This window comes from Micromonospora sp. bgisy143 (assembly GCF_057708145.1).
The window spans coordinates 61,004-84,263 of the sequence record NZ_JBYIRN010000031.1 but is presented as its reverse complement, the minus strand read 5'-3'; the positions used below and the strand labels follow the sequence as shown (position 1 = coordinate 84,263).

General features: G+C 71.3%; 21 protein-coding genes. 5 read left to right on the top strand and 16 right to left on the bottom strand.

Annotated features, from left to right (window positions below; all coding sequences use genetic code 11):
- The 14 genes from AC3EN4_RS27535 to AC3EN4_RS27470 all read right to left on the bottom strand — a co-directional run.
- Positions 1-430, bottom strand: a 430-nt coding sequence (locus AC3EN4_RS27535; RefSeq protein ID WP_435208999.1) for an RICIN domain-containing protein, incomplete at its 3' end; no start/stop codon positions are given.
- A gap of 390 nt (positions 431-820) precedes the next feature.
- A complete protein-coding gene (araA, locus tag AC3EN4_RS27530; protein ID WP_435208997.1) occupies positions 821-2,323 on the bottom strand; it encodes an L-arabinose isomerase in 1,503 nt (500 codons plus the stop codon).
- Between the two features lie 26 nt (positions 2,324-2,349).
- Entirely contained in the window at positions 2,350-3,342 is a 993-nt protein-coding gene (gene yjfF, locus AC3EN4_RS27525) for a galactofuranose ABC transporter, permease protein YjfF (RefSeq protein ID WP_422739249.1), read from the bottom strand.
- On the bottom strand, positions 3,339-4,409 hold the full coding sequence (locus AC3EN4_RS27520) for an ABC transporter permease (protein WP_435208994.1): 1,071 nt from the start codon (positions 4,407-4,409) through the stop codon (positions 3,339-3,341). The genes yjfF and AC3EN4_RS27520 overlap by 4 nt, the downstream gene beginning before the upstream one ends.
- Positions 4,406-5,947 (bottom strand): sugar ABC transporter ATP-binding protein, encoded by a 1,542-nt coding sequence (locus tag AC3EN4_RS27515; protein ID WP_435208992.1) that lies wholly within the window; start codon positions 5,945-5,947, stop codon positions 4,406-4,408. The genes AC3EN4_RS27520 and AC3EN4_RS27515 overlap by 4 nt, the downstream gene beginning before the upstream one ends.
- Positions 5,948-6,133: 186 nt before the next feature.
- Positions 6,134-7,126, bottom strand: a complete 993-nt coding sequence (locus tag AC3EN4_RS27510; protein WP_435208990.1) for an ABC transporter substrate-binding protein — start codon at positions 7,124-7,126, stop codon at positions 6,134-6,136.
- Between the two features lie 121 nt (positions 7,127-7,247).
- Positions 7,248-7,940 carry an L-ribulose-5-phosphate 4-epimerase gene (locus AC3EN4_RS27505; RefSeq protein ID WP_435208988.1) on the bottom strand — a complete coding sequence of 231 codons (693 nt, stop codon included), beginning with the start codon at positions 7,938-7,940 and terminating at the stop codon, positions 7,248-7,250.
- Entirely contained in the window at positions 7,937-9,619 is a 1,683-nt protein-coding gene (gene araB, locus AC3EN4_RS27500; protein ID WP_435208986.1) for a ribulokinase, read from the bottom strand. Before araB ends, AC3EN4_RS27505 begins: the two co-directional genes overlap by 4 nt.
- A 594-nt stretch (positions 9,620-10,213) precedes the next feature.
- On the bottom strand, positions 10,214-11,002 hold the full coding sequence (locus AC3EN4_RS27495; protein ID WP_435208984.1) for an ABC transporter permease: 789 nt from the start codon (positions 11,000-11,002) through the stop codon (positions 10,214-10,216).
- Positions 10,999-11,967: an ATP-binding cassette domain-containing protein gene (locus AC3EN4_RS27490; protein WP_435208982.1), complete on the bottom strand. Its 969-nt coding sequence runs from the start codon at positions 11,965-11,967 to the stop codon at positions 10,999-11,001. Before AC3EN4_RS27490 ends, AC3EN4_RS27495 begins: the two co-directional genes overlap by 4 nt.
- A 33-nt stretch (positions 11,968-12,000) precedes the next feature.
- Positions 12,001-12,843, bottom strand: coding sequence for a DUF4097 family beta strand repeat-containing protein (locus tag AC3EN4_RS27485; RefSeq protein WP_435208980.1), 843 nt, complete (start codon positions 12,841-12,843; stop codon positions 12,001-12,003).
- A gap of 58 nt (positions 12,844-12,901) precedes the next feature.
- Positions 12,902-13,429 carry a hypothetical protein gene (locus AC3EN4_RS27480; RefSeq protein WP_435208979.1) on the bottom strand — a complete coding sequence of 176 codons (528 nt, stop codon included), beginning with the start codon at positions 13,427-13,429 and terminating at the stop codon, positions 12,902-12,904.
- Between the two features lie 66 nt (positions 13,430-13,495).
- Positions 13,496-14,707: an FUSC family protein gene (locus tag AC3EN4_RS27475; RefSeq protein ID WP_435208978.1), complete on the bottom strand. Its 1,212-nt coding sequence runs from the start codon at positions 14,705-14,707 to the stop codon at positions 13,496-13,498.
- A gap of 95 nt (positions 14,708-14,802) precedes the next feature.
- Positions 14,803-15,771, bottom strand: a complete 969-nt coding sequence (locus tag AC3EN4_RS27470) for an SDR family NAD(P)-dependent oxidoreductase (protein WP_435208976.1) — start codon at positions 15,769-15,771, stop codon at positions 14,803-14,805.
- Positions 15,772-15,853: 82 nt separating this feature from the next.
- Between AC3EN4_RS27470 and AC3EN4_RS27465 the strand changes: the two genes are divergently transcribed.
- On the top strand, positions 15,854-16,780 hold the full coding sequence (locus tag AC3EN4_RS27465) for an AraC family transcriptional regulator (RefSeq protein WP_435208974.1): 927 nt from the start codon (positions 15,854-15,856) through the stop codon (positions 16,778-16,780).
- A gap of 152 nt (positions 16,781-16,932) precedes the next feature.
- Positions 16,933-19,137 carry a hypothetical protein gene (locus AC3EN4_RS27460; protein WP_435208973.1) on the top strand — a complete coding sequence of 735 codons (2,205 nt, stop codon included), beginning with the start codon at positions 16,933-16,935 and terminating at the stop codon, positions 19,135-19,137.
- Here the strand turns inward: AC3EN4_RS27460 and AC3EN4_RS27455 are convergent.
- Entirely contained in the window at positions 19,134-19,883 is a 750-nt protein-coding gene (locus AC3EN4_RS27455; protein WP_435208971.1) for an SDR family oxidoreductase, read from the bottom strand. The two genes, AC3EN4_RS27460 and AC3EN4_RS27455, sit on opposite strands and share 4 nt — an antisense overlap.
- A 123-nt stretch (positions 19,884-20,006) precedes the next feature.
- On the opposite strand from AC3EN4_RS27455, the gene AC3EN4_RS27450 reads away from it, so the two are divergent.
- Positions 20,007-20,657 (top strand): class I SAM-dependent methyltransferase, encoded by a 651-nt coding sequence (locus AC3EN4_RS27450; protein WP_435208969.1) that lies wholly within the window; start codon positions 20,007-20,009, stop codon positions 20,655-20,657.
- Positions 20,658-20,664: 7 nt separating this feature from the next.
- Here the strand turns inward: AC3EN4_RS27450 and AC3EN4_RS27445 are convergent, their stop codons facing one another.
- Positions 20,665-21,195, bottom strand: coding sequence for a P-loop NTPase family protein (locus AC3EN4_RS27445; protein ID WP_435208967.1), 531 nt, complete (start codon positions 21,193-21,195; stop codon positions 20,665-20,667).
- A gap of 100 nt (positions 21,196-21,295) precedes the next feature.
- Between AC3EN4_RS27445 and AC3EN4_RS27440 the strand changes: the two genes are divergently transcribed.
- Both AC3EN4_RS27440 and AC3EN4_RS27435 read left to right on the top strand, forming a co-directional pair.
- Positions 21,296-22,654 carry a hypothetical protein gene (locus AC3EN4_RS27440; protein ID WP_435208965.1) on the top strand — a complete coding sequence of 453 codons (1,359 nt, stop codon included), beginning with the start codon at positions 21,296-21,298 and terminating at the stop codon, positions 22,652-22,654.
- Positions 22,651-23,259 (top strand): hypothetical protein, encoded by a 609-nt coding sequence (locus AC3EN4_RS27435; RefSeq protein WP_435208964.1) that lies wholly within the window; start codon positions 22,651-22,653, stop codon positions 23,257-23,259. The genes AC3EN4_RS27440 and AC3EN4_RS27435 overlap by 4 nt, the downstream gene beginning before the upstream one ends.
- The last annotated feature ends 1 nt before the right edge of the window (position 23,260 follow it).

The window sequence follows — 23,260 nt, the reverse complement described above, 5'->3', positions numbered from 1 at the left end:
CGTCGGAGTCGGCGAGGCGGAACTGCTGGTTGGTCCCACCGTTGTCGGACCACTGCACGATCGCCCCACCATTGGCGGTCGACCGGCCGGACACGTCCAACACCTTGCCCGACAACCGCGACTTGACCCGGTAGTACCCACCACCGGAATCCACGAACTGCCACTGCTGCTGATTACCGTTGTTACGCGTCCACTGCGTGATCCGCGCACCGTCGTTCGTGGCCAGGTTGTAGACATCCAACGCCTTGCCACTGTTGCGGTTCACCAGGACGTACCACGCGCTCGTGTCGACCGTGGCCGCCGACGCGGGTGCCGCGGCCACCGCCACGGCCGCGCCACCGACCACCAGTGCCGTCGCGGCGACGGCCAATCTCGACAGCCAGTTGCGCCGGCGTGGCGCACCCCGGGGAACCCGACCGATGGAAAGCATGATCCTCCTCTGCTGACGCGAACCGTGCGGTCTGGGCCGGCGTCCGCGGCACCGGGCGGGGCACCGAGCTGACCACGCCCGGCCATGTGATCGCTAACAGCGCGCCCCGGGCGCCCCGGCAGCACGATGCCGATGACGAGGGGTTAGGACGCGCGCACGGCCGGACCAGGCGACGACATCGACCACGTTGACTATAGACTGTGAGCGATAACATGCTCTTAGTCAAGGCGTAACACAACCGGCTCGCGGGCCTGCTAGTGCGCGCGACAGGGTCCGGGCGCAGACACGAACGGGTGGCCCATCCCGGCCCGTAGGCAGGGATGGACCACCCGTTTCACGGTCTGGGCCGTCGCGTCCCGCACGGCGGCGGGCGCACGGCCTCGACGCGGGTCAGAAGCCGCGGGCCAGCCGGTAGTAGGCCTGGTTCCAGCGGATCTCGTCGGCGAAGCGGCGCGTGGTGGTCTCGGCGTCGATGACGACGAGCTCGGTGCGGCTCATCTCGGCCAGGTCGTGCAGCTCCTCGGCGCCCACCGCCTGCGACAGCACGGTGTGGTGCGGGGCGCCGGCGGTGATCCAGGACTCGGCGGAGACCGGCAGGTCCGGTCGCGGTCGCCAGACGGCGCGGGCCACCGGCAGGCTGCGCAGCGGCTGCGGCGGCGACACGACGTCGATCTCGTTGGCCACCAGCCGGAACCGCTCCCCCATGTCCGCCAGCCCCAGCACCACGGCCGGACCGGGCGCGGCGTCGAACACCAGCCGCACCGGGTCCTCGCGCCCACCGATGCTCAGCGGGTGGATCTCGACGTTGGGCACGTCGGACGCGATGGTCGGGCAGACCTCGAGCATGTGCGCGCCGAGCACCAGCTCCTGGCCCGGCGTGAGGTCGTAGGTGTAGTCCTCCATGAACGACGTACCGCCCGGGACCCCCACCGACATCGCCTTGACGGTGTGCACCAGGACCGACGTCTTCCAGTCACCCTCGCCGCCGAAGCCGTAGCCGTCCGCCATCAGCCGCTGCACGGCGATGCCGGGGAGCTGACGCAGGCCGCCGAGGTCCTCGAAGTTCGTCGTGAACGCCCGGAACCCACCGGCCTCCAGGAAGGCGCGCATACCCAGCTCCAGGCGGGCGGCGTAGCGCAGCGAGTCGTGCCGCTCACCACCCGGAAGCAGCTCGGCGCCCACGCGGTAGGTGTCGCCGTACTCCTTGACCAGCTCGTCCACGTCGGCGTCGGCGACCTGGCCGACCACCTCGACCAGGTCGTTGACGCCGTAGGTGTTGACCGACACCCCGAAGCGCAGCTCCGCCTCGACCTTGTCGCCCTCGGTCACCGCGACGTCGCGCATGTTGTCGCCGAAGCGGGCGAGGCGCAGCGACCGCATCGCCGACCAGCCGGTCGCCGCGCGGGCCCAGGCGCCGACCCGGGCGGTCACCCGCGGGTCGCTGACGTGCCCCGCAACGGTCTTGCGGGCCACACCGAGGCGGGTCTGGATGTAGCCGAACTCACGGTCGCCGTGCGCCGCCTGGTTCAGGTTCATGAAGTCCATGTCGATCTCGTCCCACGGCAGCAGGACGTTCGACTGGGTGTGCAGGTGCAGCAGCGGCGTCTGCAGCGCGTCCAGTCCGGCGATCCACATCTTCGCCGGCGAGAACGTGTGCATCCAGGCGATGACCCCGATCGCGCCCTGGGCGGCGGCCTCCCGGCAGACCTGCAGGATCTCACCGCTGTTGGTCAGGACGGGCTTCCAGACCACCCGGGCGGGAATCTGCGGCGAGTCGTCGAGCGTGGCCGCGATCTGGCGGGACTGCTCGGCGACCTGCCGGAGCGTCTCCTCGCCGTACATGCCTTGGCTGCCGGTGAGGAACCAGATCTCGGGTTCGGGGTGTGGTGCCATGGGGTTGCCTTCCGCGAGAGGGGCGGTCACTTGTAACGGATTCCGATGAGTCGCTGCAGGAGGATGAACGCGAAGAGCAGGCCGCCAATCACGATCTTGGTCCACCAGGAGTTGAGGCTGCCGTCGAACGTGATGAGGGTCTGGATCACACCCAGGACCAGCACGCCGAGCACGGTGCCGAAAATGTAACCCGAGCCGCCGGTGAGCACCGTGCCACCGATGACGACGGCGGCGATGACGTCCAGTTCCATGCCGACGGCGATCAGCGGCGCGCCGGAGAGGGTGTAGAACGACAGCAGGATCCCACCGATCGCGGAGCAGAGCCCGCTGATCGTGTAGACGGCGATCCGGGTACGCCCCAGCGGCAGGCCCATCAGCAGCGCCGACTGCGGGTTGCCGCCGATCGCGTACACGTTGCGCCCCAGGCGGGTGTACGCCAGCACGTACGCGGCGACGAGCACCACGGCGAAGGCGATCAGCACGCTGATCGAGACGAAGTTGCCCCGGGGGTCACCGATCCGCTCCTGCGACATCCTGGTCCAGAAACCGTCCGTGATCGGGATGGACGAGTCCGAGATGAACGTGCACATGCCCCGGGCGAAGAACATCCCGGCGAGCGTGACGATGAACGGCTGGATGTCGAAGAAGTGGATGACACAGCCCATCAAGAGGCCGAGCGTCGGTCCGATGAGCAGCGCGATGACGAGCACGAGCGCCGCCGGCAGGCCCTTCTCCAACAGCGACGCCGACACCATCGCCGTCATGGCCACGACGGACCCGACCGACAGGTCGATGCCACCGGTGAGGATCACGAAGGTCATGCCCACCGCGACGACGAGCAGGAAGCCGTTGTCGATGAAGACGTTGAAGATGACCTGCACGTTCGAGAACGCCGTGTACTGGGACACGCCGATGCCGTACATGACCAGCAGCAGGGCGAGCGTGGCCAGCACCGGCACCTGCCGCCGGGGCAGCCGGAACCGGGTCCGGCGGGGGACGGTGAGCGATCCGGTGGTCATGCCGGCACCTGCTCCTTCGGCTTGTCGGCGACGGGGCGCGGCGGCGGGACGCTCTTCCTGCGCCGGCTGAACCGGGCGCGGAAGGCCGGCGCCTGGATGAGGCAGACGGCGATGACGACCACCGCTTTGAACAGCAGCGACGTCTGCGGTGAGATGTTCATGGCGTACACCGTGGTGGTCAGGGTCTGGATGATCAGCGCGCCGAGGATGGTGCCGCTGAGGTAGAACCGGCCACCGGCCAGGGACGTACCGCCGATGACGACCGCGAGGATGGCGTCCAGCTCCACCCAGAGGCCGACCGCGTTGCCGTCGGCGCTGGACACGTTCGCCGTCATCATGAAGCCGGCGATCGCCGCGCAGGCGGCGCTGAGCACGTACACCAGGAAGATGACCCGGTTGGAGCGGATGCCCGCCAGTCGGCTCGCCTCGGCGTTGCCACCCACCGACTCGACGATCATGCCGAGCGCGGTACGACGGGTGAACGCGGCGACCAGCAGGGCGGCGGCGAGCGCGATGAAGATGGCCAGCGGCAGGGTCAGCAGGTGACCCAACCCGATCGCCCGGAACGGCCCCGAGTTGATGGTGATGATCTGACCCTGGGTGATGAGCTGGGCGAGGCCACGACCGGCCACCATCAGGATCAGCGTGGCGATGATCGGCTGGATCCCGATCACCGCCACCAGCACCCCGTTCCAGGCGCCGAGCACCAGCGAGATCCCGAACGCCATGGCGAGGGCGGTCAGCACCACGGCGAGGCTGTTCTGGTCGGACTGCTTGCTGATGTACATGCAGGCGACCGCGCCGCTGATCGCGCAGAGGGAGCCGACCGACAGGTCGATGCCGCCGGTCGAGATGACAAGCGTCATGCCCAGCGCCACGAGGATCAGCGGCGCGCTCAGCCGCAGGATGTCGATCGGCGTGCCGTACAGGTGCCCGTCCTTGAGCTCGATGGACAGGAACCCGGGCCGGTAGATCGTGTTCGCCGCGAGCATGACGACCAGCACGGCGACCGGCCAGAACAGCCGGTGACCGATGATCGTCCGATAGCGGCCCCTGGTCTCGTTCATCGGTCCGCCTCCTCCCGGTGGGATCCACTCGCGATCGTCTGCATGATGCGCTCCGCATCGAGGTCCTCGTTGTTGGCGAGCTGCGCAACCATCTGCCGGTCCCGCATGACCGCCACCTTGTGGCTGAGGCGCAGCACCTCCTCCAACTCGGCCGAGATGAACAGCACCGCCATCCCGCCGTCGGACAGCTGCGCCACGAGCCGCTGGATCTCGGTCTTCGCGCCGATGTCGATACCGCGGGTCGGCTCGTCCAGGATCAACAGCCGCGGCTCGGTGATCAGCCAGCGGGCCAGCAGCACCTTCTGCTGGTTGCCGCCGGAGAGGTTGCGGACCGGCACCTCCGGGTCCGCCGGACGGATGTTGAGCGCCTTGACGTACTTGTCGACCAACTCGTCCTGACGGCGGCGCGGAATGGGCCGCAGCCAGCCCCGGGCGGCCTGCATGGCGAGGATCATGTTCTCGCGGACCGACAGGTCGGGGACGATGCCCTCGGCCCGGCGGTTCTCCGAGCAGAACCCGACGCCCTGGTCGATGGCCTGCGCGGGGGTACGCAGGCTGCTCGCCGTGCCGTCGATGGCGACCTGCCCACCGTCGGCCCGGTCGGCGCCGAAGAACAACCGCGCCACCTCGGTACGCCCCGAGCCCAGCAGGCCGGCGAGGCCCACCACCTCACCGGCGTGGATGGTCAGGCTGAACGGCTCGACCGCGCCCGCCCGGCCGAGTTTCGACACCGCCACCAGCGGGGTGCCCTCCTCGATCGCGGCCAGGTCGCGCCGGGAGTGCTCCTCGATCCCCTCGAGGACGTCGAGTTCCTTGCCGATCATCTTCTCGACGAGGCCGAGTTGGGGCAGTTCGGCGGTCGGGTACTCGCCGACGAGCCCGCCGTTGCGCAGCACCGTGATGCGGTCGGCGATCTCGTAGACCTGGTCGAGGAAGTGCGTCACGAACAGGATCGCGATGCCCTCGTCGCGGAGCTGCCGCATGATGCGGAACAACTGCGCGACCTCACCGGCGTCGAGGCTGGAGGTCGGCTCGTCCAGGATGAGCACCCGGGCCTGAATGTCGATCGCGCGGGCGATCGCGACCATCTGCTGGATGGCCAGGGAGTACGAGCCCAGCGGCGCGCTGACGTCGAGGTCGAGGTCGAGGCGGCTCAGCAGCGCGCGGGCGCGGCGGCGGACCTCGCCCCAGCGGACGGCGCCGAACAGGCGGGGCTCACGCCCGATGAAGATGTTCTCCGCCACCGAGAGGTTGGTGCAGAGATTGACCTCCTGGTAGACGGTGCTCACCCCGGCGGCCGTCGCCTGCATCGGCCCGCTGAAGGACACCGGCTCACCGCCGAGGGTGATCGTGCCCTCGTCGGTGTCGTAGACGCCGGTCAGCACCTTGATGAGGGTCGACTTGCCGGCGCCGTTCTCGCCCATCAGGGCGTGCACCTCGCCGGGGAAGAGCCGGAAGTTCACGTTGTGGAGTGCACGCACCCCGGGGAAGGACTTGCTGATCCCGGTCATCGTCAGGACCGGACGGCTATCCGTCATCCCATCAGACCTCTTCTGGGGGTTGTCGACGCGGATGGGCCGTTGCGCTCCCACCGCGCCCGCCCGGCCCATGGGATGGGCGCGGGCGGGCGTGGCGCGGGACGTCGCGGGTCATGCCCGGTCCGTTCGGGTTAACGGGGCGACGCGGCGGGGTCGCCACGCGAGCGCGGCGACCCCCTGCGTCGATCAGTACTTGCGGTTGGGCAGAGCCTCCTTGGCCTGCTCCTGGGTGAAGGTGGTCTCCTCGGTCTCGATCCGCGGCGGCACCGTCTCACCCGCGTGGACCTTCTTGGCCAGGTCCATCAGCTGTGGGCCGAGCAGCGGGCTGCACTCCGCGATGAAGTTGAACTTCCCGTCGGCGAGCGCCTGCATACCGTCCTTCACGGCGTCGACCGTGATGATGGTGATGTCCTTGCCCGGCACCTTGCCGGCCGCGGTGATGGCCTCGAGAGCACCCAGACCCATGTCGTCGTTGTGCGCGAACAGCACGTCGATCTTCGGGTTGGCCTTGAGGAACTGCTCCATGACCTGCTTGCCGCCCGCCCGGGTGAAGTCACCCGGCTGAGAGGCGATGATCTTCAGGTTCGGGTTGGCGGCGATCGCCTCGCCGAAGCCCTTCTTGCGGTCGTTGGCCGGAGCGGCACCGGTGTTGCCCTGCAGTTCGACGATGTTGACCGGGCCCGTGGCGCCCTTCTTCTGCTCGACCAGCCACTCGCCGGCGAGGCGGCCCTCCTTGACGAAGTCCGAGCCGAGGAAGGTCTTGTAGAGGCTCTTGTCGGCCGAGTCGACCGAGCGGTCGGTCAGGATGACCGGGATGCCGGCGTCCTTGGCCTCCTTGAGCACGGTGTCCCAACCGGACTCCACGACCGGCGAGAAGGCGATGACGTCCACCTTCTGCTGGATGTAGTTGCGGATGGCCTTGATCTGGTTCTCCTGCTTCTGCTGCGCGTCGTCGAACTTGAGCTCGATGCCCGCCGCGGCAGCCGACTCCTTGATCGAGGTGGTGTTCGCCGTACGCCACCCGCTCTCGGCGCCGACCTGGGAGAAGCCCATCGTGATCTTGCCGTCGTCCTTGGACCCGCCGCCGCCGGTGTCGCTGTTGCCGCAGGCCGCCACGCCGCCGATGAGCAGCACACTGGCGAGGACCGCGATAGCGCGCTGCGTTCGCATCTTTCTCATCAGATCTCCTTGGCTGGGTGTGGTGGGGACCGCGTGAGCCGCCGAGGTGCGAGGGGTGGCGTACGCGGGTGGTGCGTGCTGGTGCGTCGGTGGAGCAGACCGGCGGGACGTGTGGAGACGGTCAGGAGCCCGCCGGTGCGACTGGTTGTTGGCCGTAGACGTTCTGGTAACGGTGGTAAAGGGCGTCGATGTCGGCCGGCGCGATCGGCACGGGCTGCCCGAGGGTGCGCGCCAGGTACGCGGTACGGGCCACGTCCTCGCACATGACCGCCGCCTTGACCGCCGCCCGGGCGTCCCGGCCGATGGTGAAGACGCCGTGGTTGCGCATGAGCACGGCGGGCGAGCGGTGCCCGGCGAGCGTCGCGACGATGCCCTTGCCGATGTCGTCGCCACCGATCAGCGCGAACGGGCCCAGCGGGATCTCCCCGCCGAACTCGTCGGCCTGCGCGGTGAGGTGGCAGGGGATCGCCTCGCCGCAGGCGGCCCAGGCGCTGGCGTACGAGCTGTGCGTGTGCACCACGCCGCCGACCTCGGGCATCGCGCGGTAGACGTAGGCGTGGGCGGCCGTGTCGCTGGACGGCGCCAGGTCGCCCTCGACGAGGACGCCGTCGAGGTCGCAGACCACCATCGTCTCGGCCGTGAGGTCGTCGTAGCCCACACCGCTGGGCTTGATGACCATGAGGTCCTGGCCGGGAACCCGCGCGGAGACGTTGCCGGACGTCCAGGCGACCAGGTTGTACCGGGTCAGCTCGGCGTGCAGGCGGGCGACCTTCTCGCGCAGCTCACCGATCTGTCGGCTCACCTCTGCGTTCATGCGACGACCTCCAGCGGGGCCTCGTGCGTGGCCACGGCGGCCTCTACCGCCGCGTTGCGGATCGCCCGGAGGCGGAGCATGACGTCGTTGCCGCCGCGACCGAAGTGGTCGTGCAGCGCCCGGTACTCGGCGTACAGGGCGTCGTAGGCGCGGGCGCGCTCCGGGTCCGGCGTGTAGACGGCCTCGTGCACCCGCCCCATCGCCTGGGACGCCTCGTGGATCGACGGGTACGCCCCGGCGGCGACGGCGGCGTGGATCGCCGAGCCGAGCGCCGGCCCCTGCGCGGACGCGATGATGTTCAGCGGACGCCTGGTCACGTCGGCGTAGATCTGCATCAGCAGCTTGTTGTTGGTGAGGCCGCCGGCGATCACCAGGTCGTTGACGGGCACCCCGGCCTCGACGAACGCGTCGATGATCATCCGGGTGCCGTACGCGGTGGCTTCCAGCAGCGCGCGGTAGACGTCCTGCGGGCGGGTGGCCAGCGTCATCCCGACGATCATCCCGCTCAGGTCGTGGTTGACCAGCAGCGAGCGGTTGCCGTTCCACCAGTCCAGGGCGACCAGGCCGTGCGCGCCGACCGGCTGGCTGGCGGCCAGCTCGGTGAGACGTTCGTGCGAGTCGAGCCCGGCGGGTGCGCCGTGCTCGACGAACCAACCGAAGATGTCGCCGACGCCGCTCTGGCCGGCCTCGTAGCCCCACGCTCCCGGGCTGATGCCGCCGTCGACCACGCCGCACATCCCGGCGACCTCGGCCGGGTGCTCGCCGTTGACCACATGGCAGGTGGACGTGCCCATGATGGCGACCAGCCGACCGGGCTGCACGGCCTGCGCGGAGGCCGCGGTCACGTGCGCGTCGACGTTGCCGACCGCCACCGCGATCCCCTCCGGCAGGCCGGTCCAGGCCGAGGCGCGGGCGGTGAGCGTGCCGGCCCGGGCGCCGAGCGGCAGCAGCGGGCCGTCGAGCTTGGCCACGAAGTCACCGAAGTCGGGGTTGAGCGCGGTCAGGAAACTCTCGGACGGGTACTGCCCGTCCTGCAGGATGCCCTTGTAGCCGGCGGTGCAGACGTTCCGGGTCTCGGTGCCGCTGAGCTGCCAGACGATCCAGTCGGCGGCCTCGATGAACCGCTCGGCCCGGTGGTAGATCTCCGGGTCCTCCTCCAGGATCTGCAGCCCCTTGGCGTACTGCCACTCGGCGGAGATCTTGCCGCCGTACCGGCCGATCCACGGCTCCGCACGCTCGTGGGCCAGCGCGTTGATCCGGTCGGCGTGCGGCTGCGCCGCGTGGTGCTTCCACAGCTTGACCCAGGAGTGCGGCCGGTCCCGCAGCTCGGGGTCCTCGCAGAGGGGGGTGCCGTCGGCGCGCGTCGGGAGCACGGTGCAGGCGGTGAAGTCGATGCCGATGCCCACCACCGCCGCGGGGTCCACCCCCGCCGCGGCGACCGCGGCCGGGACGGCGTGGCGCAGCACGTCGCGGTAGTCGTCCGGATTCTGCAGCGCCCAGTCCGGGGGCAGCGGCCGACCTCCCGGCAGCGTCTCGCTGATGACCCCGTCCCCGTACTCGTGCACCGCGGTCCCGAGCTCGGCACCGTCAGAAACCCGGACCACCAGGGCCCGCCCGGAGAGAGTGCCGAAATCGACACCCACGACGTAGCTTTCGGCAGCTCCGCCCACACGCTCCATGTTCACCTCCACCGTTAACGGGGATAGTGTTAACGCTCACATCCAGCCTCGTCAAGACATCTACCTGCAACAGCTCCGTAACGGAACGCGGGGGCCGTACCGACTCGCGCGCGTCGATACCGGACCGGCATGACGACCCCGTCCCGAAGGCGGCGGCCGCGAGCCGCCGCCGCGCGCGGATGTCAGCGATAACATCGACAGCCTCGCCGCCCCTGCACGATGAGGCCCGCAGAACGGGTTTCCACCTCGTCCGGGCCCCATGACCCCGCGCTCCGACGCCAACGCTCGCGGCAGGACGCCGGCCCACGCGGATGTTATCGATAACATTCGATGCCTCGACGGCGGCTGACGCGCGTCGATCATGGAGTTGCGGTGGGGGACCAAGCGGTTGAGTCGACCTAATCCGGGCACCACGAGTCCATGATCGGCCCGTTCGGGGATCGGGGGCGTGGCTCGTCAGTCGGCGGAGGCCAGGTCGATGAGCCGGTTCGGGCCCCGGCGGCCGGGCTGCGCGCGCAGCGGCCACCCGGTCACGCCGACAGCCGGCGGCCCGGCCCATCGGGGCCGGGCCGCCGGTCGTCAGAGGACGGCGGTTCAGGCCGTTCGGGGACGGTTGTAGAGCGCCTTGGCCCAGCAGAAGCAGCCGACCGTGATGACGGCGCACCAACCGACCGCGAGGAGCCCGTTCGCGCCGATCCCACCGCCGAGCAGCAGGCGACGGAGCGTCTCCATGACCGGGGTGAAGGGCTGGTAGTCGGCGAACAGGCGGACCGGCGTCGGCATCGAGTCGGTGGGTACGAACCCGCTGCCGAGGAACGGCAGCAGCACCAGCGGCATGGGCAGGTTGCTGGCCGTCTCGACGCTCCTGGTGACCAGGCCCAGGGCGACCGACAGCCAGGTGACGGCGACGGTGACCATGGTCAGCACGCCGACCGCCGCGAGCCACTCGACGGCGCTCGCGGTGGGGCGGAACCCGACGAGCAGCGCCGCGCCGGTGACCGCCGCCAGGCTGAGCATCGTCTGGAACACGCTGCCCACCACGTGGCCGGTGAGAACCGACGGCCGGAAGATCGCCATGGTACGGAACCGGGCGATGATGCCCTCGGCCATGTCCATGGCGACCGAGATCGCGGTGCCCTGCGCCGCGCTGGCCACCGTGATGAGCAGGATGCCCGGGGTGACGTAGTTGGCGTACTCGGCGCGACCGCCGGTCGGTCCGAGGCCGGCGCCGAGCGTGCCGCCGAAGACGTAGACGAAGAGCAGCAGCAGGATGACCGGGATGCCGACGAGCATCAGGGTCAGCGACGGGTAGCGGCGCATGTGCAGGAGGTTGCGCCGCAGCATGGTGTGGGAGTCGTGCAGGGCGAGGGTGAGGGTGCTCATCGCGCAGCGGCCCTTTCGTGGCGGGGTCCGGCGTCGGGTTGGCCGGTGAGGGCGAGGAAGACGTCGTCGAGGTCGGGGGTGTGCACGGCGAGGCCGGCCACGGTGATCGCGCCCCGGTCGAGGTCGTCCAGGAGGGACCGCAGCGAGCCGACTCCGCCGTCACTGGGCACCTCGAGGGTGAGCGCGGCGTCGTCCCGGGTGGCCGTCGTGAACGTCCGGGCCGCCGAGTCGAGTGCGCCCTGGTCGGCGAAGCTCAGCACGACGTGACCGCCCGGGATGAGCCGCTTGAGCTCGTGCGGGGTGCCCTCGGCGATCAGTCGGCCGTGGTCGAGGAAGGCGACCCGGTCGGCGAGCTGGTCGGCCTCTTCCAGGTACTGGGTGGTCAACAGGATGGTGACGCCCTCGGCGGCCAGCGCCTTGATGATGTGCCACATGGCGCGGCGGCTACGCGGGTCGAGACCGGTCGTCGGCTCGTCGAGGAAGATGACGCGGGGGTCGCCGACGAGCGTCATCGCGAGGTCGAGCCGACGACGCATGCCACCGGAGTACGTGGCCGCCGGCTTGTCCGCAGCCTCGGTCAGATCGAACTGATCGAGCAGGTCGGCGATCCGGCGCAGCCCCGCGGCGCGGTCCAGGTGGCACAGATCGGCCATGAGGTGCAGGTTCTCCCGGCCGGTGAGCAGACTGTCCACCGCGGAGAACTGGCCGGTGACGCCGATCAGCTCGCGTACCGCGTCGGCGTCGCGGGCCACGTCGTGTCCGCGCACGCGGGCGTGACCGCCGTCGGCCGGGATGAGGGTGGAGAGGATCTGCACGGTGGTGGTCTTGCCGGCGCCGTTGGGACCGAGCAGGGCGAAGATCGTTCCCTCGGTGATCATCAGGTCGATGCCGTCGAGCACGACCTTGTCGCCGTAGGACTTGCGCAGCTCGGTGGTGACGATCGCGGGCTTGCTGCTGCCGGTCATGGTCTCCTCGTTCGTGGTGGGGGTCGACGCGCGTCAGGCACGGCGGATGGTGATGTCGCCGTAGGAGGTGTTGGCGCGGATCTCGACCGTCTCGTCGGTCTCGGCCGGGCCGTCGGCCGCCGCCAGGGCGTTGTGCACGCGGCCGTGGCGGGAGCTGACGTCGAGCCAGGCGGCGCTGCCGCGCCGGACGCCGACCTCGATCGCGCCGTAGGAGGTCTGTGACTCGATCGACCCGCGCACGACCTCGCCGAGGCGCACGTTGCCGTACGCGGTGCGCGCCGCCACCGAGGCGGTCGAGGCGTCGACGGTGATGTCGCCGTACGCGGTGTTGATCCGGACGTCACCGCCACCGTGGCCGATCCAGCAGTCACCCGAGGAGTTCTTGATCTCCGCGGTGCCGTCCACGGTGCCGAGGCGCACCTTGCCGGACGACGCCTTCACCCGGGCCGAACCGGTGACCCGCTCCACGGTCACCTCGCCGTGGCTGCTGTCGATCTCCAGCGGCCCGGTCTCCTCCAGCCGGATCGCGCTTCCGGTCTTGATCCGGCACTCGCCGAGCCGCCCCTCTCCCCGGAAGGCCGCCCACGCCGCCTCGGCGTGCAGTCTCGTGCCGCTCGGCACCTCGATCAGGACGTCGACCGAGGGTCCGGAGCCGAAGCCGTACCGACGCCAGCTCTTGGGCACCCTGATCCGCAGCTGCCCGGCGGCGAAATCGACGGTGGTCTGCTCGGCCGCGTTCACGTCGGCCTTGCTCGACGGGTCGCGGGGCCGCACCCGTACCACCGTGTCGGTGCGGTCGGTCGCGGCGATCCAGGCGTCCCCGACGGGCAGCTCGACCTGGACGGAGATCGGTTCTGGGGTCTCGAAAACAGGCATGGTGGTCTCCCGGGAGGGTGTCGGCGGAGCGGAAAGAGGGTGTGGGCAGGCGCGCGGGTCAGCGCGCCCAGCCGGTGACGTGCTGGCCGGGCCTCGGAGGCTCGGGCCGGCGTGGCGGCTGTCGGTCGGGGCCACCGGTCCCGACGGCGCCGGCGACGGCGCGCACCAGCCAGGCGTTGACGGAGAGCCCGGCGCGACCCGCGGCCTCCTCGACGCTGGCCTTGAGGTGGTCGGGAAGGCGGAGGTTGATGCGGGACGTGCCGCCCTCGTCACCCTCGGGGGGCAGCAGGGGCGCGGGGGCCGCGGGTGGCTCGGTGACCTCGCCCGGCCCGTCCTTGGGCGGGGTGGCGGGGGCCACCACGAAGTCGGGCTCGCGTCCGCGCAGCCGGACGTGCACCGACCCGGGGGCGAGATCACGGGTGATCTCGCCGGCCGCGTCGGAGAGCGCCTCGAGCAGCGTGAGATGGGTCGCCGCCTCGATCTGGGTGAAGAGCCGTTCGGCCAGCACCCGGCCCTCCGGGTCCACGCCCTCGGCGGCCACGGCGAACTCGTTACGCAGGTTCTCGACGTACGGCCTCAAGTCCATGGCACCATGATGGCACCATTTTGGCTCAGCATGCAACACCTATGGCTCACATTGCTGCCATGAGAGTCATCGGCGCTGGTCGCCGGGCTGTCTGGCGCTCCCGAACGCGCGGCGGACCAGCCGGTTCGCGACCTCCTGGCTCAACCCGGTGGCCACCAGCAGGTCGCTGGCGGCCGTCCGGACCTGCGCCACCACCACGGCACCGGAGAAACCAACCCCCTCCCGGTAGGCGTCACCGGCGGCGCAGACCGCCCGGAGCGCCCGCTCGCGCGCCTGCACGGGTTCCTGGCCGGCCGCGAACTGCCGCTTGAGCAGCCGTACCGTCTCGGCCAGGTCGGCGACCGCCCGAGGCATCGGTTCCGGGACGGGCTCGCCGTCCTCGATCAGGGTCACCGCCCGGCGGATCAGCGTTCCCGCGTTACGCATCGCCCGGTCGATCGGCACCGCCGTGTTCGCGTACCGGGCCACCGGTCCCTGCCGCTGGTGCCAGTGCACCGGCGAGAGGGCGCTGGCCTCCCGGGCGCCCTGCGTCGCCTCGACGAGCGCACCCAGCTCGCCCTTGTTCTCCCGTAACCTCGCCCGGGCGGTCAGCGCCCGATCGATGTCACGGTCGGCCAACGCGCCGGCGGTGGCGTCGAGCTGGCCGCTGAGCAGGTCCAGCGCCGGTCGCGCGGCCCGATTGAGCACCCGCAGCGGGCTCAACGGCAACAGCACGGCGGTGACCAGCAGCGCCACGGCGCCCCCGACGAGGGCGTCCACGAAGCGGGGAATCTCCAGGTCGCGCACGGAAGGGCTCAGCGTGGCGATGAGTACGGCGGTGGCGCCCGCCTGGATCACCACCGCCGCGCTGCCGACGAGGAACAGCGCGACGAGGATCGCCAGCACGACGATGAGGGCGAGCTGCCACCACCCGGTGCCCATCACGCCGAGCAGCAGGTCACCGACCAGCACCCCGACGGTGACCCCGATGATCAGTTCGATGGTGCGCCGCAGGCGTTGCCCGACCGACGCCGCGAGGGTGGAGACCGCGGAGATCGGCGCGAACACCGGCTGCGAGACGTGCAGCACCTCCCGCACCACCAGCCAGGACAGCGCCGCCGCCAGGCCGGCCTGCAGGGCCAGCCCCCCGATACCCCGAACCCGCCGCGCTCGATCCCGCAGCGCGCCCGACAGCTGGCCCCGCAGCCGCGCGACGGTCGACGCCGGGCCGGACCGCGCCGACGCTCCGGCACGCGCCGGAGCGTCCCCGTCCGTACCGGGCCGACCGGCAGCGACCATGGCGGGCGGCTACCCCGCCGTACCCCGATCAATCCTGGACGCCGGGCGCGGCCACGCGGGCCCGCGCCGCGCCCGGCGTCGGACGACGCTCGCGCTCAGCGGGCGGCGATCATCTTTTCGGTGTACGCCCAGAGCTGGTCCGCCGCCGCCGGGTCCATCGCGTGGTCCGCGACCCCGTCGGTGGCGTCGGGGCCGCCAGGAACCACCGGCATCTCCTGGTTGTCGACGAAGTACCGGCCGCCGATGCCGTCCAGCAGGGGCGAGGCGGCGAGCAGGACCGTGGTCGCCGCGCCCTGAGCCGGCGTCTTGTAGTAGTCCGGCACCACGAGGTTGCCCGCCTCGTCCATCGCGCCGAGCGCACGCATGGTGTCCTCGTCGACGTAGCGCTGGAGGTTGGTGTGGATGTACCCGGGGTTTAGCGCGTTGGCGGTGATCCCGTCCGCCGCCCACCGCCGGCTGATACCCACCGCCAGCAGGACCTCCGCCGTCTTCGCCTGCCCGTACGCCTGCCACGGGTCGTACGGCCGCCGCTCGAACTGGGGATCCTCGGCGTCGAACGGCGCGCTCAGGTGTGCGCCGGAGCTGACCAGCACGACCCGCGCCGCGCCCGCCGCCCGCAGGTTGTCGTGCAGTCCGACGGCCAGCGCGAAGTGCCCCAGGAAGTTGGTCGCGAGCTGGAGCTCCCAGCCCTGCGCGGAGAGCTGCCGGGTCGGCAGCGCCATGATGCCGGCGTTGGCGACCAGCACGTCGAGCGGGCCGTCCCAGGCCGCGACGAACGCGTCCACCGAGGCCAGGTCGGCGAGGTCGAGCGTGGCCGACCGGACGCTGCCCGGCGTGGCGTCACCGGCGAACTCCTCGACCAGCCCGGCGGCCCGGCTCGGATCACGGACCGCGACGGTGACCTCCGCGCCGGCGCCGGCCAGGGCGCGGACCGTCTCGACACCGATGCCGGAGGCGCCGCCGGTGACGATCATCCGACGCCCGGTCAGGTCCACCCCGTCGAGGATCTCGGCGGCGGTGGTGCGGGCGGTAAACGGGGTGGTGAGGCGTGTGTGCGCTGTCATGTCCACCACGCTACGTAGCGTCGCGCTGGACTGCCTATAGTTTGGAGTCCTTCGTACTTTCGTCAGCGTCCAGGACGGTGGGATGGATCCGCTCGAAGACGTGCTGGCACTGCTCGGTGCCACCGCGCACCTGTCCGCCGGTCTGGTCGCCGGCGGGCGCTGGGCCGTCCGGTTCGACCCGCCGGCCGGCGCCAAGTTCAACGCCATCCGGCGCGGCCGCTGCTTCCTCCGTGTCGAGGGCGAGGCCGAACCGATCGCCCTCACCGAGGGTGACTGCTATTTGTTGACCCGGCCGGTGGCGTACACCCTCTTCAGCGCTCCCGACGCTCCGGTCCAGCCGGCGTACCCGATCTTCGCCGCCGCCGGGGACGGCGTGGCACACGCCGGCGACGGCGCCGACATGTTCCTCATCGGCGGCGCGTTCTCCCTGGGCGACCGGGGTCGCACCCTGCTGCTGGACGGCCTTCCGCCGGTCATCCACGTACCGGCCGACGCACCCGAGGCCGCCACCATCCGGTGGGCCCTCGACCAGATCGACATCGAGCTGCGGCGGCCTCAACTCGGGTCGCGGCTCGTCGCCGAACACCTGGCGCTCGTCCTGCTGATCCAGGTCCTGCGGGTGCACCTCGCCCGCGACCCGCAGCACACCTCCGGTTGGCTGGCTGGGCTCGCCGACCCGGTGGTCGCCCCCGCGCTACGGGCGATGCACGCCCGGCCCGCCCAGCAGTGGACGGTGGACGCGATCGCCCGCACCGCCGCCGTCTCCCGCTCGACGCTCGCCGCCCGCTTCCGGAAGGTCGTCGGCGTCGGTCCGCTGGAATACCTCACCGGCTGGCGGATCGAGCTGGCGGCGGACCGCATTCGGCACGGCTCCGACTCCGTCGCGGCCATCGCCCGCGCCGTCGGGTACGGCTCGGAGAGCGCCCTCAGCGTGGCCTTCAAGCGGGTCACCGGCGTCTCGCCACGCGCCTACCGGCACCAGGTGGCCGGGAGCGCCCCGGGCGGATAGGCGCGACGCCGTGGGGCAACCCCGGGCGATTGGACGCGTCCCGGTCGGGTAGACCCCGGTCCGCCACACCGGTGGTGGGCCACCCACGGGCTGATCGCCGGCACCGGGCGGTCGGGGTGTCTCGGGGGGCGATGGCGGATGGAGCAGCGCGGGTGAGCGGCCCCGACACCACCGCCGACGTCGTGGAGCTGCGGGTGCACGGCGTCTCCGGCGCGAGTACCGAGCAGGTGCTCGGCCTGGCCCGGACGGTGCAGGTCGCCGGCGACCGGATGGGCGGCTTCGTCCGGGTCCGACCGCGCTGGGCGACTCCCGAGGCGCGCGGTGTGACGCTGGAGGCGTACCGCTGGGGCGACCTGCCCTCCGGGACCGTCGCCCGCACCCTGGCGCTGGTGCTGCTGCTGCCGTTCCTGCTGGTCAACGTGGCTATCTGGATGCGGCCGGCGAATCCCCGCTCGGAGAGCGTGGTCAAGTCCCTCTGCCGCGTGCTGGCGCTGACCCTCACCGTGCTGTACGTGCTCGCCATCGCCGGCGTCGCCCTCGACCTGCTCGCCTGGCACTGCCTGAACTCACCCCGCTGCCTGGCCGGTCGCAGCTGGTTGTCCTGGTTCAGCGGTCAACCCGTCGGACGACGGCTGGCGGTGTTCGCGCTGCTTCCGGCCGCCGCGATCGGCCTGGTCTGGCGGCTCAGCAACCGCCCCGGGCGGTCGTTCGAGGCGTTCCGCGCGCCCGCCGAGGGGTCCTTCGGGCATCGGCTCAGCACGGTCGGCACCTGGGACGCGGAGCCCCTGGTGGGGCGGCTGCGCTCGGTGCACGTCGCCGCGGCGTTCGGCACGTTGAGTCTCGTCCTGCTCACCGCCCGCGCCGCGCGGGGCGCCTCGGTCGCCACGATCACGTTGGCGGTGGTCACCGGCGTGGTCCTGGCGGCGTGCGCGGCGTTGCTCTGCACCCCTGCGTTGATCGACCGCTCCCCCACCGATCGGCGGCTCGACGCGATCACCACCGGCCTGCGGACGACCGCGATCATCCTGGCCGTCGCGGTCACGGCCCACGTCGCGACCAGCCCGGCCGACTGGCGCGAGGACAGCGCGCTGCCCGGCTACGACCGGACGCTGGTCTGGCTGTTCGCCACCCAGACGGTCCTGCTGGCCGCCCTCGGCGTGATCCTGCTCTGGCGACGCAGAGGCAGCCCGCTGTTCGGGCTGGGAGCGCTGGTCATCTCGGCGGCGGCGATCAGCACCGCGGTGGGGTACTCCGCCGAGCTGGTGTACCGGGTGGCGGACTACCTCGACCGCGACCTGCCGACCGGGGAGGCCATCGCCACCGGCCCGCCCCGGGCGTACACCTGGGCGATCTTCGGTTTTCTCCGCACCGCGGTGGTCACGGTGATCGTCGCGGGCCTGGTCATCGTGCTCTCCCGCCCCGGCCGGCGGCACCGGGCGGCGGCGATCGTCGCCCGCGACTACCCGGACCCGCCGGCGGAGGCCGGGCCGCGGCTGCGACAGGTACGCGACGCGCTGGCCCGGGCCAGCTTCACCGAACGCCTGGTGCTGCTGGGCGTGATCTTCGGCTGCCTCTCCGCGGCCGGCGCCGCCACCACGACCCTGGGTCTGCTGGGGGTGTTCCCGGGCGACGTCATCGAGCGGGTCACCCGGTTGCCGGCCGACGCGGTCACCTTCAGCATCGCGTTCACCAGTTGGGTGAAGGCGGTGGGCCTCGTCGGCCTGGTCCTCGCCGGCATCTTCGCCTACCGCACCACCAGCTTCCGACGGCACATCGGGGTCATCTGGGACCTCGGCACCTTCTGGCCCCGGGCCGCCCATCCCTTCGCGCCGCCGTGCTACGCCGAGCGGGCGGTGCCCGAGCTGACGCGAAGGATCACCTACCTGGTCGAGCGCGGTGACCGCGTGCTGCTCTCCGGGCACAGTCACGGCTCGGTCCTGCTCGCCGCCGCGGTGCTCCAGTTGCCACCCCGGATCGGCGAGCGGGTCGCCCTGCTCACGCACGGCTCACCGCTGCGCCGGCTCTACGCGCGGCTCTTCCCCGCCTACCTCGACGACGCGGTGCTGCGCGAGATCGGCGACCGGGTCGGCTGGCGGTGGGTCAACCTCTGGCGGGACACCGACCCGATCGGCGGGCGCGTCTTCCCCGATCGGGGACCCGAGGCGTCCGACGGCGACCCGGCCGCCACGGTGGACCGCCGGGAGATCGACCCCAGCGACGTGGTGACCCCGCCCGGCGACAGCGTTCCGCCGCCGATCCTCGGACACTGGCCGTCCGACTCCGACGAACGGTTCGCGGCGGCGGTCCGGGAGTTGGCGAACCGCCTCCGGCAGACGCCGTCCGGTGCGGGCGGCTAGCTCGCTGCCCGGGCGCGCCACTCGTCGAGGCGCGTACCGGGGATGCGGGCGCCGTCGGCCGGTACGAGCGAGCGTTCCTCGAGCGTGGCGCCGAAGTAGCGGGCCCCGGGGTCGACCACCACCGAGCGGGAGTCGTGGCGGTCGGCGAGGACGGACCGCCCCAGCTCGTCGAGACGGAACTGCTCCGGGCCGGCGATCTCGACGACGCCGTTCGTCGGTGCGTCGAGCGCGATCGCGGTCACCTCGGCCGCGACGTCGTCCGCCGCCATGGGTTGGATGAACACCGGCGCCAACCGGGCCGTGTCGCCGTCCGTGGCGGCGTCGACGATGCCCGGCAGGAACTCGAAGAACTGCGTAGCGTGGATCACCGTGTACGGCAGCCCGGACGCGGCGACGAGTTTCTCCTGCGCGACCTTCGCCCGCATGTACCCGCTCTCCGGCAGCCGGTCGGAGCCCACGATCGAGAGCACCACGTAGTGCCGCACCCCGGCGGTGGCGGCGGCGGCCAGGAGGTTCCGCGTCGACGTCTCGAAGAACTCCCGGACGGCGGTGTCCTCGAACGACGGGGAGTTCGACACGTCCACGACGACGGCGGCACCGTCGAGCGCCTCGGCCACCCCCTCGCCGGTCAGCGTGTTCACGCCGGTCTTCGGGGAGGCCGCCACCGCCTCGTGGCCCTGCCCACCGAGGTTCCGCACGACCTTGGAACCGATGAGACCGCTTCCGCCGACGACGACAACCTTCATGATCGAACCACTTCCGGTGGACGAGTTCGCCTGACGGAACCAGCCTACGGAGCGCGCCGCAACGACGCGGTTGACATTGCCACGCATGATTGTGGTCGCCGCTCGGGAACCTTGGAGGTCGACGTGGCCGCTGTGTCCCACCCGGTGTTCGCGCGCGTCTACGAGCGGCTCAGCGTCGCCATGGACCGCGCCGGCACCGCCGAGTTCCGGCACCACCTGGCCGCCGGGCTGACCGGCCGGGTGATCGAGGTCGGGGCCGGCAACGGGCGGATGTTCACCCACTACCCCCGGACCGTGACCGAGGTCGTCGCCGTCGAGCCGGAACCCCGCCTGCGCGCCGCCGCCGTCCGGGCGGCCCCGGCCGCGCCGGTGCCGGTCACCGTCGTCGACGGCCTGGCCGAGGCGTTACCCGCCGCCGACGGCGAGTTCGACGCGGCCGTGGTCGCGCTGGTGCTGTGTACCGTGCCCGACCAGGTGGCGGCGCTCGCCGAGATCCACCGTGTGCTGCGTCCCGGTGGGGAACTGCGCTTCTTCGAGCACGTCGCCGCCGAGGAGACCAGCCGCCTGCGCCGGGTCCAGCGGATCTCCGACGCCACGCTGTGGCCGAAACTGTTCGCCGGTTGCCACACCGGCCGCGACACCACGGCCGCCATCGCGGCGACCGGGTTCGCCGTCGAGGAGCTGCGGCGTTTCCGGTTCCCGACCGGCAGTTCCAGCCCTTCCTCGCCGTGCGTCCTCGGCCGGGCGACCCGGGTCGAGAAGCGGCCGGGCTGAGCCCCGCTCATCGGGTCGGCAGGCTCGCCAGCCAGTCGTCCAGGGCCGCGGGGTGCGTGAACAGCAGCACCGGCGGACCGGCCGGATCGGCCTGCCAGGCCCGCATCCGCCGCCGCGCGCGACCGAACGCGGTGAGGTGCCAGAGCAGGATCGAGTCCCGGGACAGCACACTGCCGAGGCTTTCGCGGTTCCCGTTGCAGATCACCTCCCCGGTGCCCAGGCGGCGCAGCGTACGACGCAGCAGCCGCCCGAACGACAGCCACCGCGGATAGTCCAGGGCCACCACCAGGTCGGCGCGCGCCAGCGGTACGTCCCGCCACCCGTGGTACGCGCCGTCGAGGATCCAGGCGTCCCGGCGGCAGATCTGCTCGATGCGGCTGCGCTGCTGGGCAACCGGCACCTCCACCCAGCCCGGCAGCCACAGCAGGTCGTCCACCGGATACCACGGCACCCCGAGGCGCTGCGCCAACCGCGCGGCGAGGGTGGACTTGCCCGCCCCGTACACCCCGTAGACCAGGATGCGACGTGGTGCGGCCATCGCGGCAGCGTACGCCGGCCGGAGGCTACGTAGTCGGCTGGGCCGACCTACGTAGTGACTGCTGACGCCCGACGACCCGGCTCGCGGCTGCAATGGACACATGACCAGCAACGAGGCCGCGAAGGCCAGCAACCCGGACAGCGCCGAGGCGATCGCCCGGCCCACCACCGCACCGACCACACCGCCGCAGCGGACCACGCCGGACGACGCGCCGGCCCGGGCGGACGTCGCCCCACCGGCGCCGCCGCCGGTCCGGGCACCCGCGCCGGCCCGCGAGGTCGCGCAGGCGCAGCGCGCCGACGGACCGCCCGCCACGGCGACGCCGGCGGCCAAGGGTGACGCCCAGGCGGCACCGGCCACGCCGACGGCGACGCCGCCGACGACCATCACCGCCGACACCGTCGCCGCCCGCGCCGTGGTGCTCGACGGCAAAGACAACGCTCTCGTCCTCACCAACTTCACGACCCGCGCGTACACGATCGGAATGAACGGCGGCACCAGCACCATCAGCCTGGCGAACGACAAGCGCGCCTACACGACGATCCTGGACGGGCAGAACGGCAACCTGTGGGCCGCCAACAACGTCAACAGCCGGAGCTTCAACGCCAACCAGGTCGACCTGGACGGCCCGGGCAACCACATCAAGTTCTGCCACAGCAAGACCCGCACGTACACCATCGGTATCGACGGCGAGCACAGCTCGATGTCCTTCGCCCACCCCGACACCCGCCAGTACCGGCTGCTGCTCAACGGCACGACGGGCGACGTGTGGGCGGCCAACAACGTGAACAGCCCCAGTGTCACGGCGACAAACGTGTCCGCGACCACCGTGTCCGCGACCAACGCGGTCAACTCCAAGGTCGTCGCGGCGAACGAGGTCGACCTCGACGGCGCCAACAACCACATCAAGTTCTGCCACAGCAAGACGCGCACCTACACGGTCGCGATCAGTGGTGACCAGAGTTCGATGTCCTTCGCCAATCCGGACACGCGGGCGTACACGGTGGTCATCGACGGCGTGCACGGCGACATCTCGCTCAGCAACGCCGACCTGGCCGAGGAGTTCGACGTCGCCGCCGGTCACCTGCCGTCGGCGATCCCGGGGGCGGTGCTCGTGATCGGCGAGACCGGCGCGCTGGAACTGGCCGACAAGCCGTACGACACGGCGGTGGCCGGTGTGGTCTCCGGCGCCGGCAGCTTCGCGCCGGCGATGGTGCTGGACCGGCGACCGGACAGCGACCAGCGTCGCCCGCTGGCCCTGGCCGGCAAGGTCTACTGCCTGGTCGACGCGACGCACGGCGCGGTGCGCCCCGGCGACCTGCTGACCACCTCCCCCACCCGGGGACACGCGATGCGGGTGGCCGACCCGCTCAAGGCGGTGGGAGCGATCCTGGGCAAGGCGCTCGGGCCGCTGCCGACCGGTCGGGCGTTGGTGCCGATCATGGTGACCACGTCATGACCAGTCTTCGGCAGGCGGCCAACAAGTACCTGCGGTTCGAGGCGCCCGTGACGGTACGGGAGGTCGGCACGGAGGTCGGCCACCCCACCGGGTCGACCCGACGGCTGCTGGCGCAACTCGAACAGACCTCGGTCGAGTGGTTCTCCGGGAGCCTGCTGCCCTCCAGCGTCAAGGGGTCGGCATCGCTGCGGCTGTTCAGCGACGGCGGCTACATGTTCGACGGGCATGTGCACGAGAACGGCGCCGTCACGCACAAGTGGTCGCTGGTCGCCACACCGGCGTTCGTGGACGACGACGGCAACGCGTTCGTCTTCGCCCAGAGCGGCACGGTGTCGGACAACTCGAGCACCGACACCTTCGCCGAGCACGGGCAGGACCCGAGGATCGGTCAGTACTGGGATCAGCTCAGCACCGCCACCGTGAACTTCCAGCTGAGCGTGAAGATGAACGTGGGGGAGCTGATCGGCAACATCCTGAAGTGGATCCCGGAGGTGTTCCTCGGCGTGGTGATCGTCGGGTGGGCCCTGTTCCTCGGCCAGCCCGGCAAGGTGCACGCGTACAAGGACGAGAACGGCACCGCCCATTTCTGGAAGTCGCGGGAGTGAG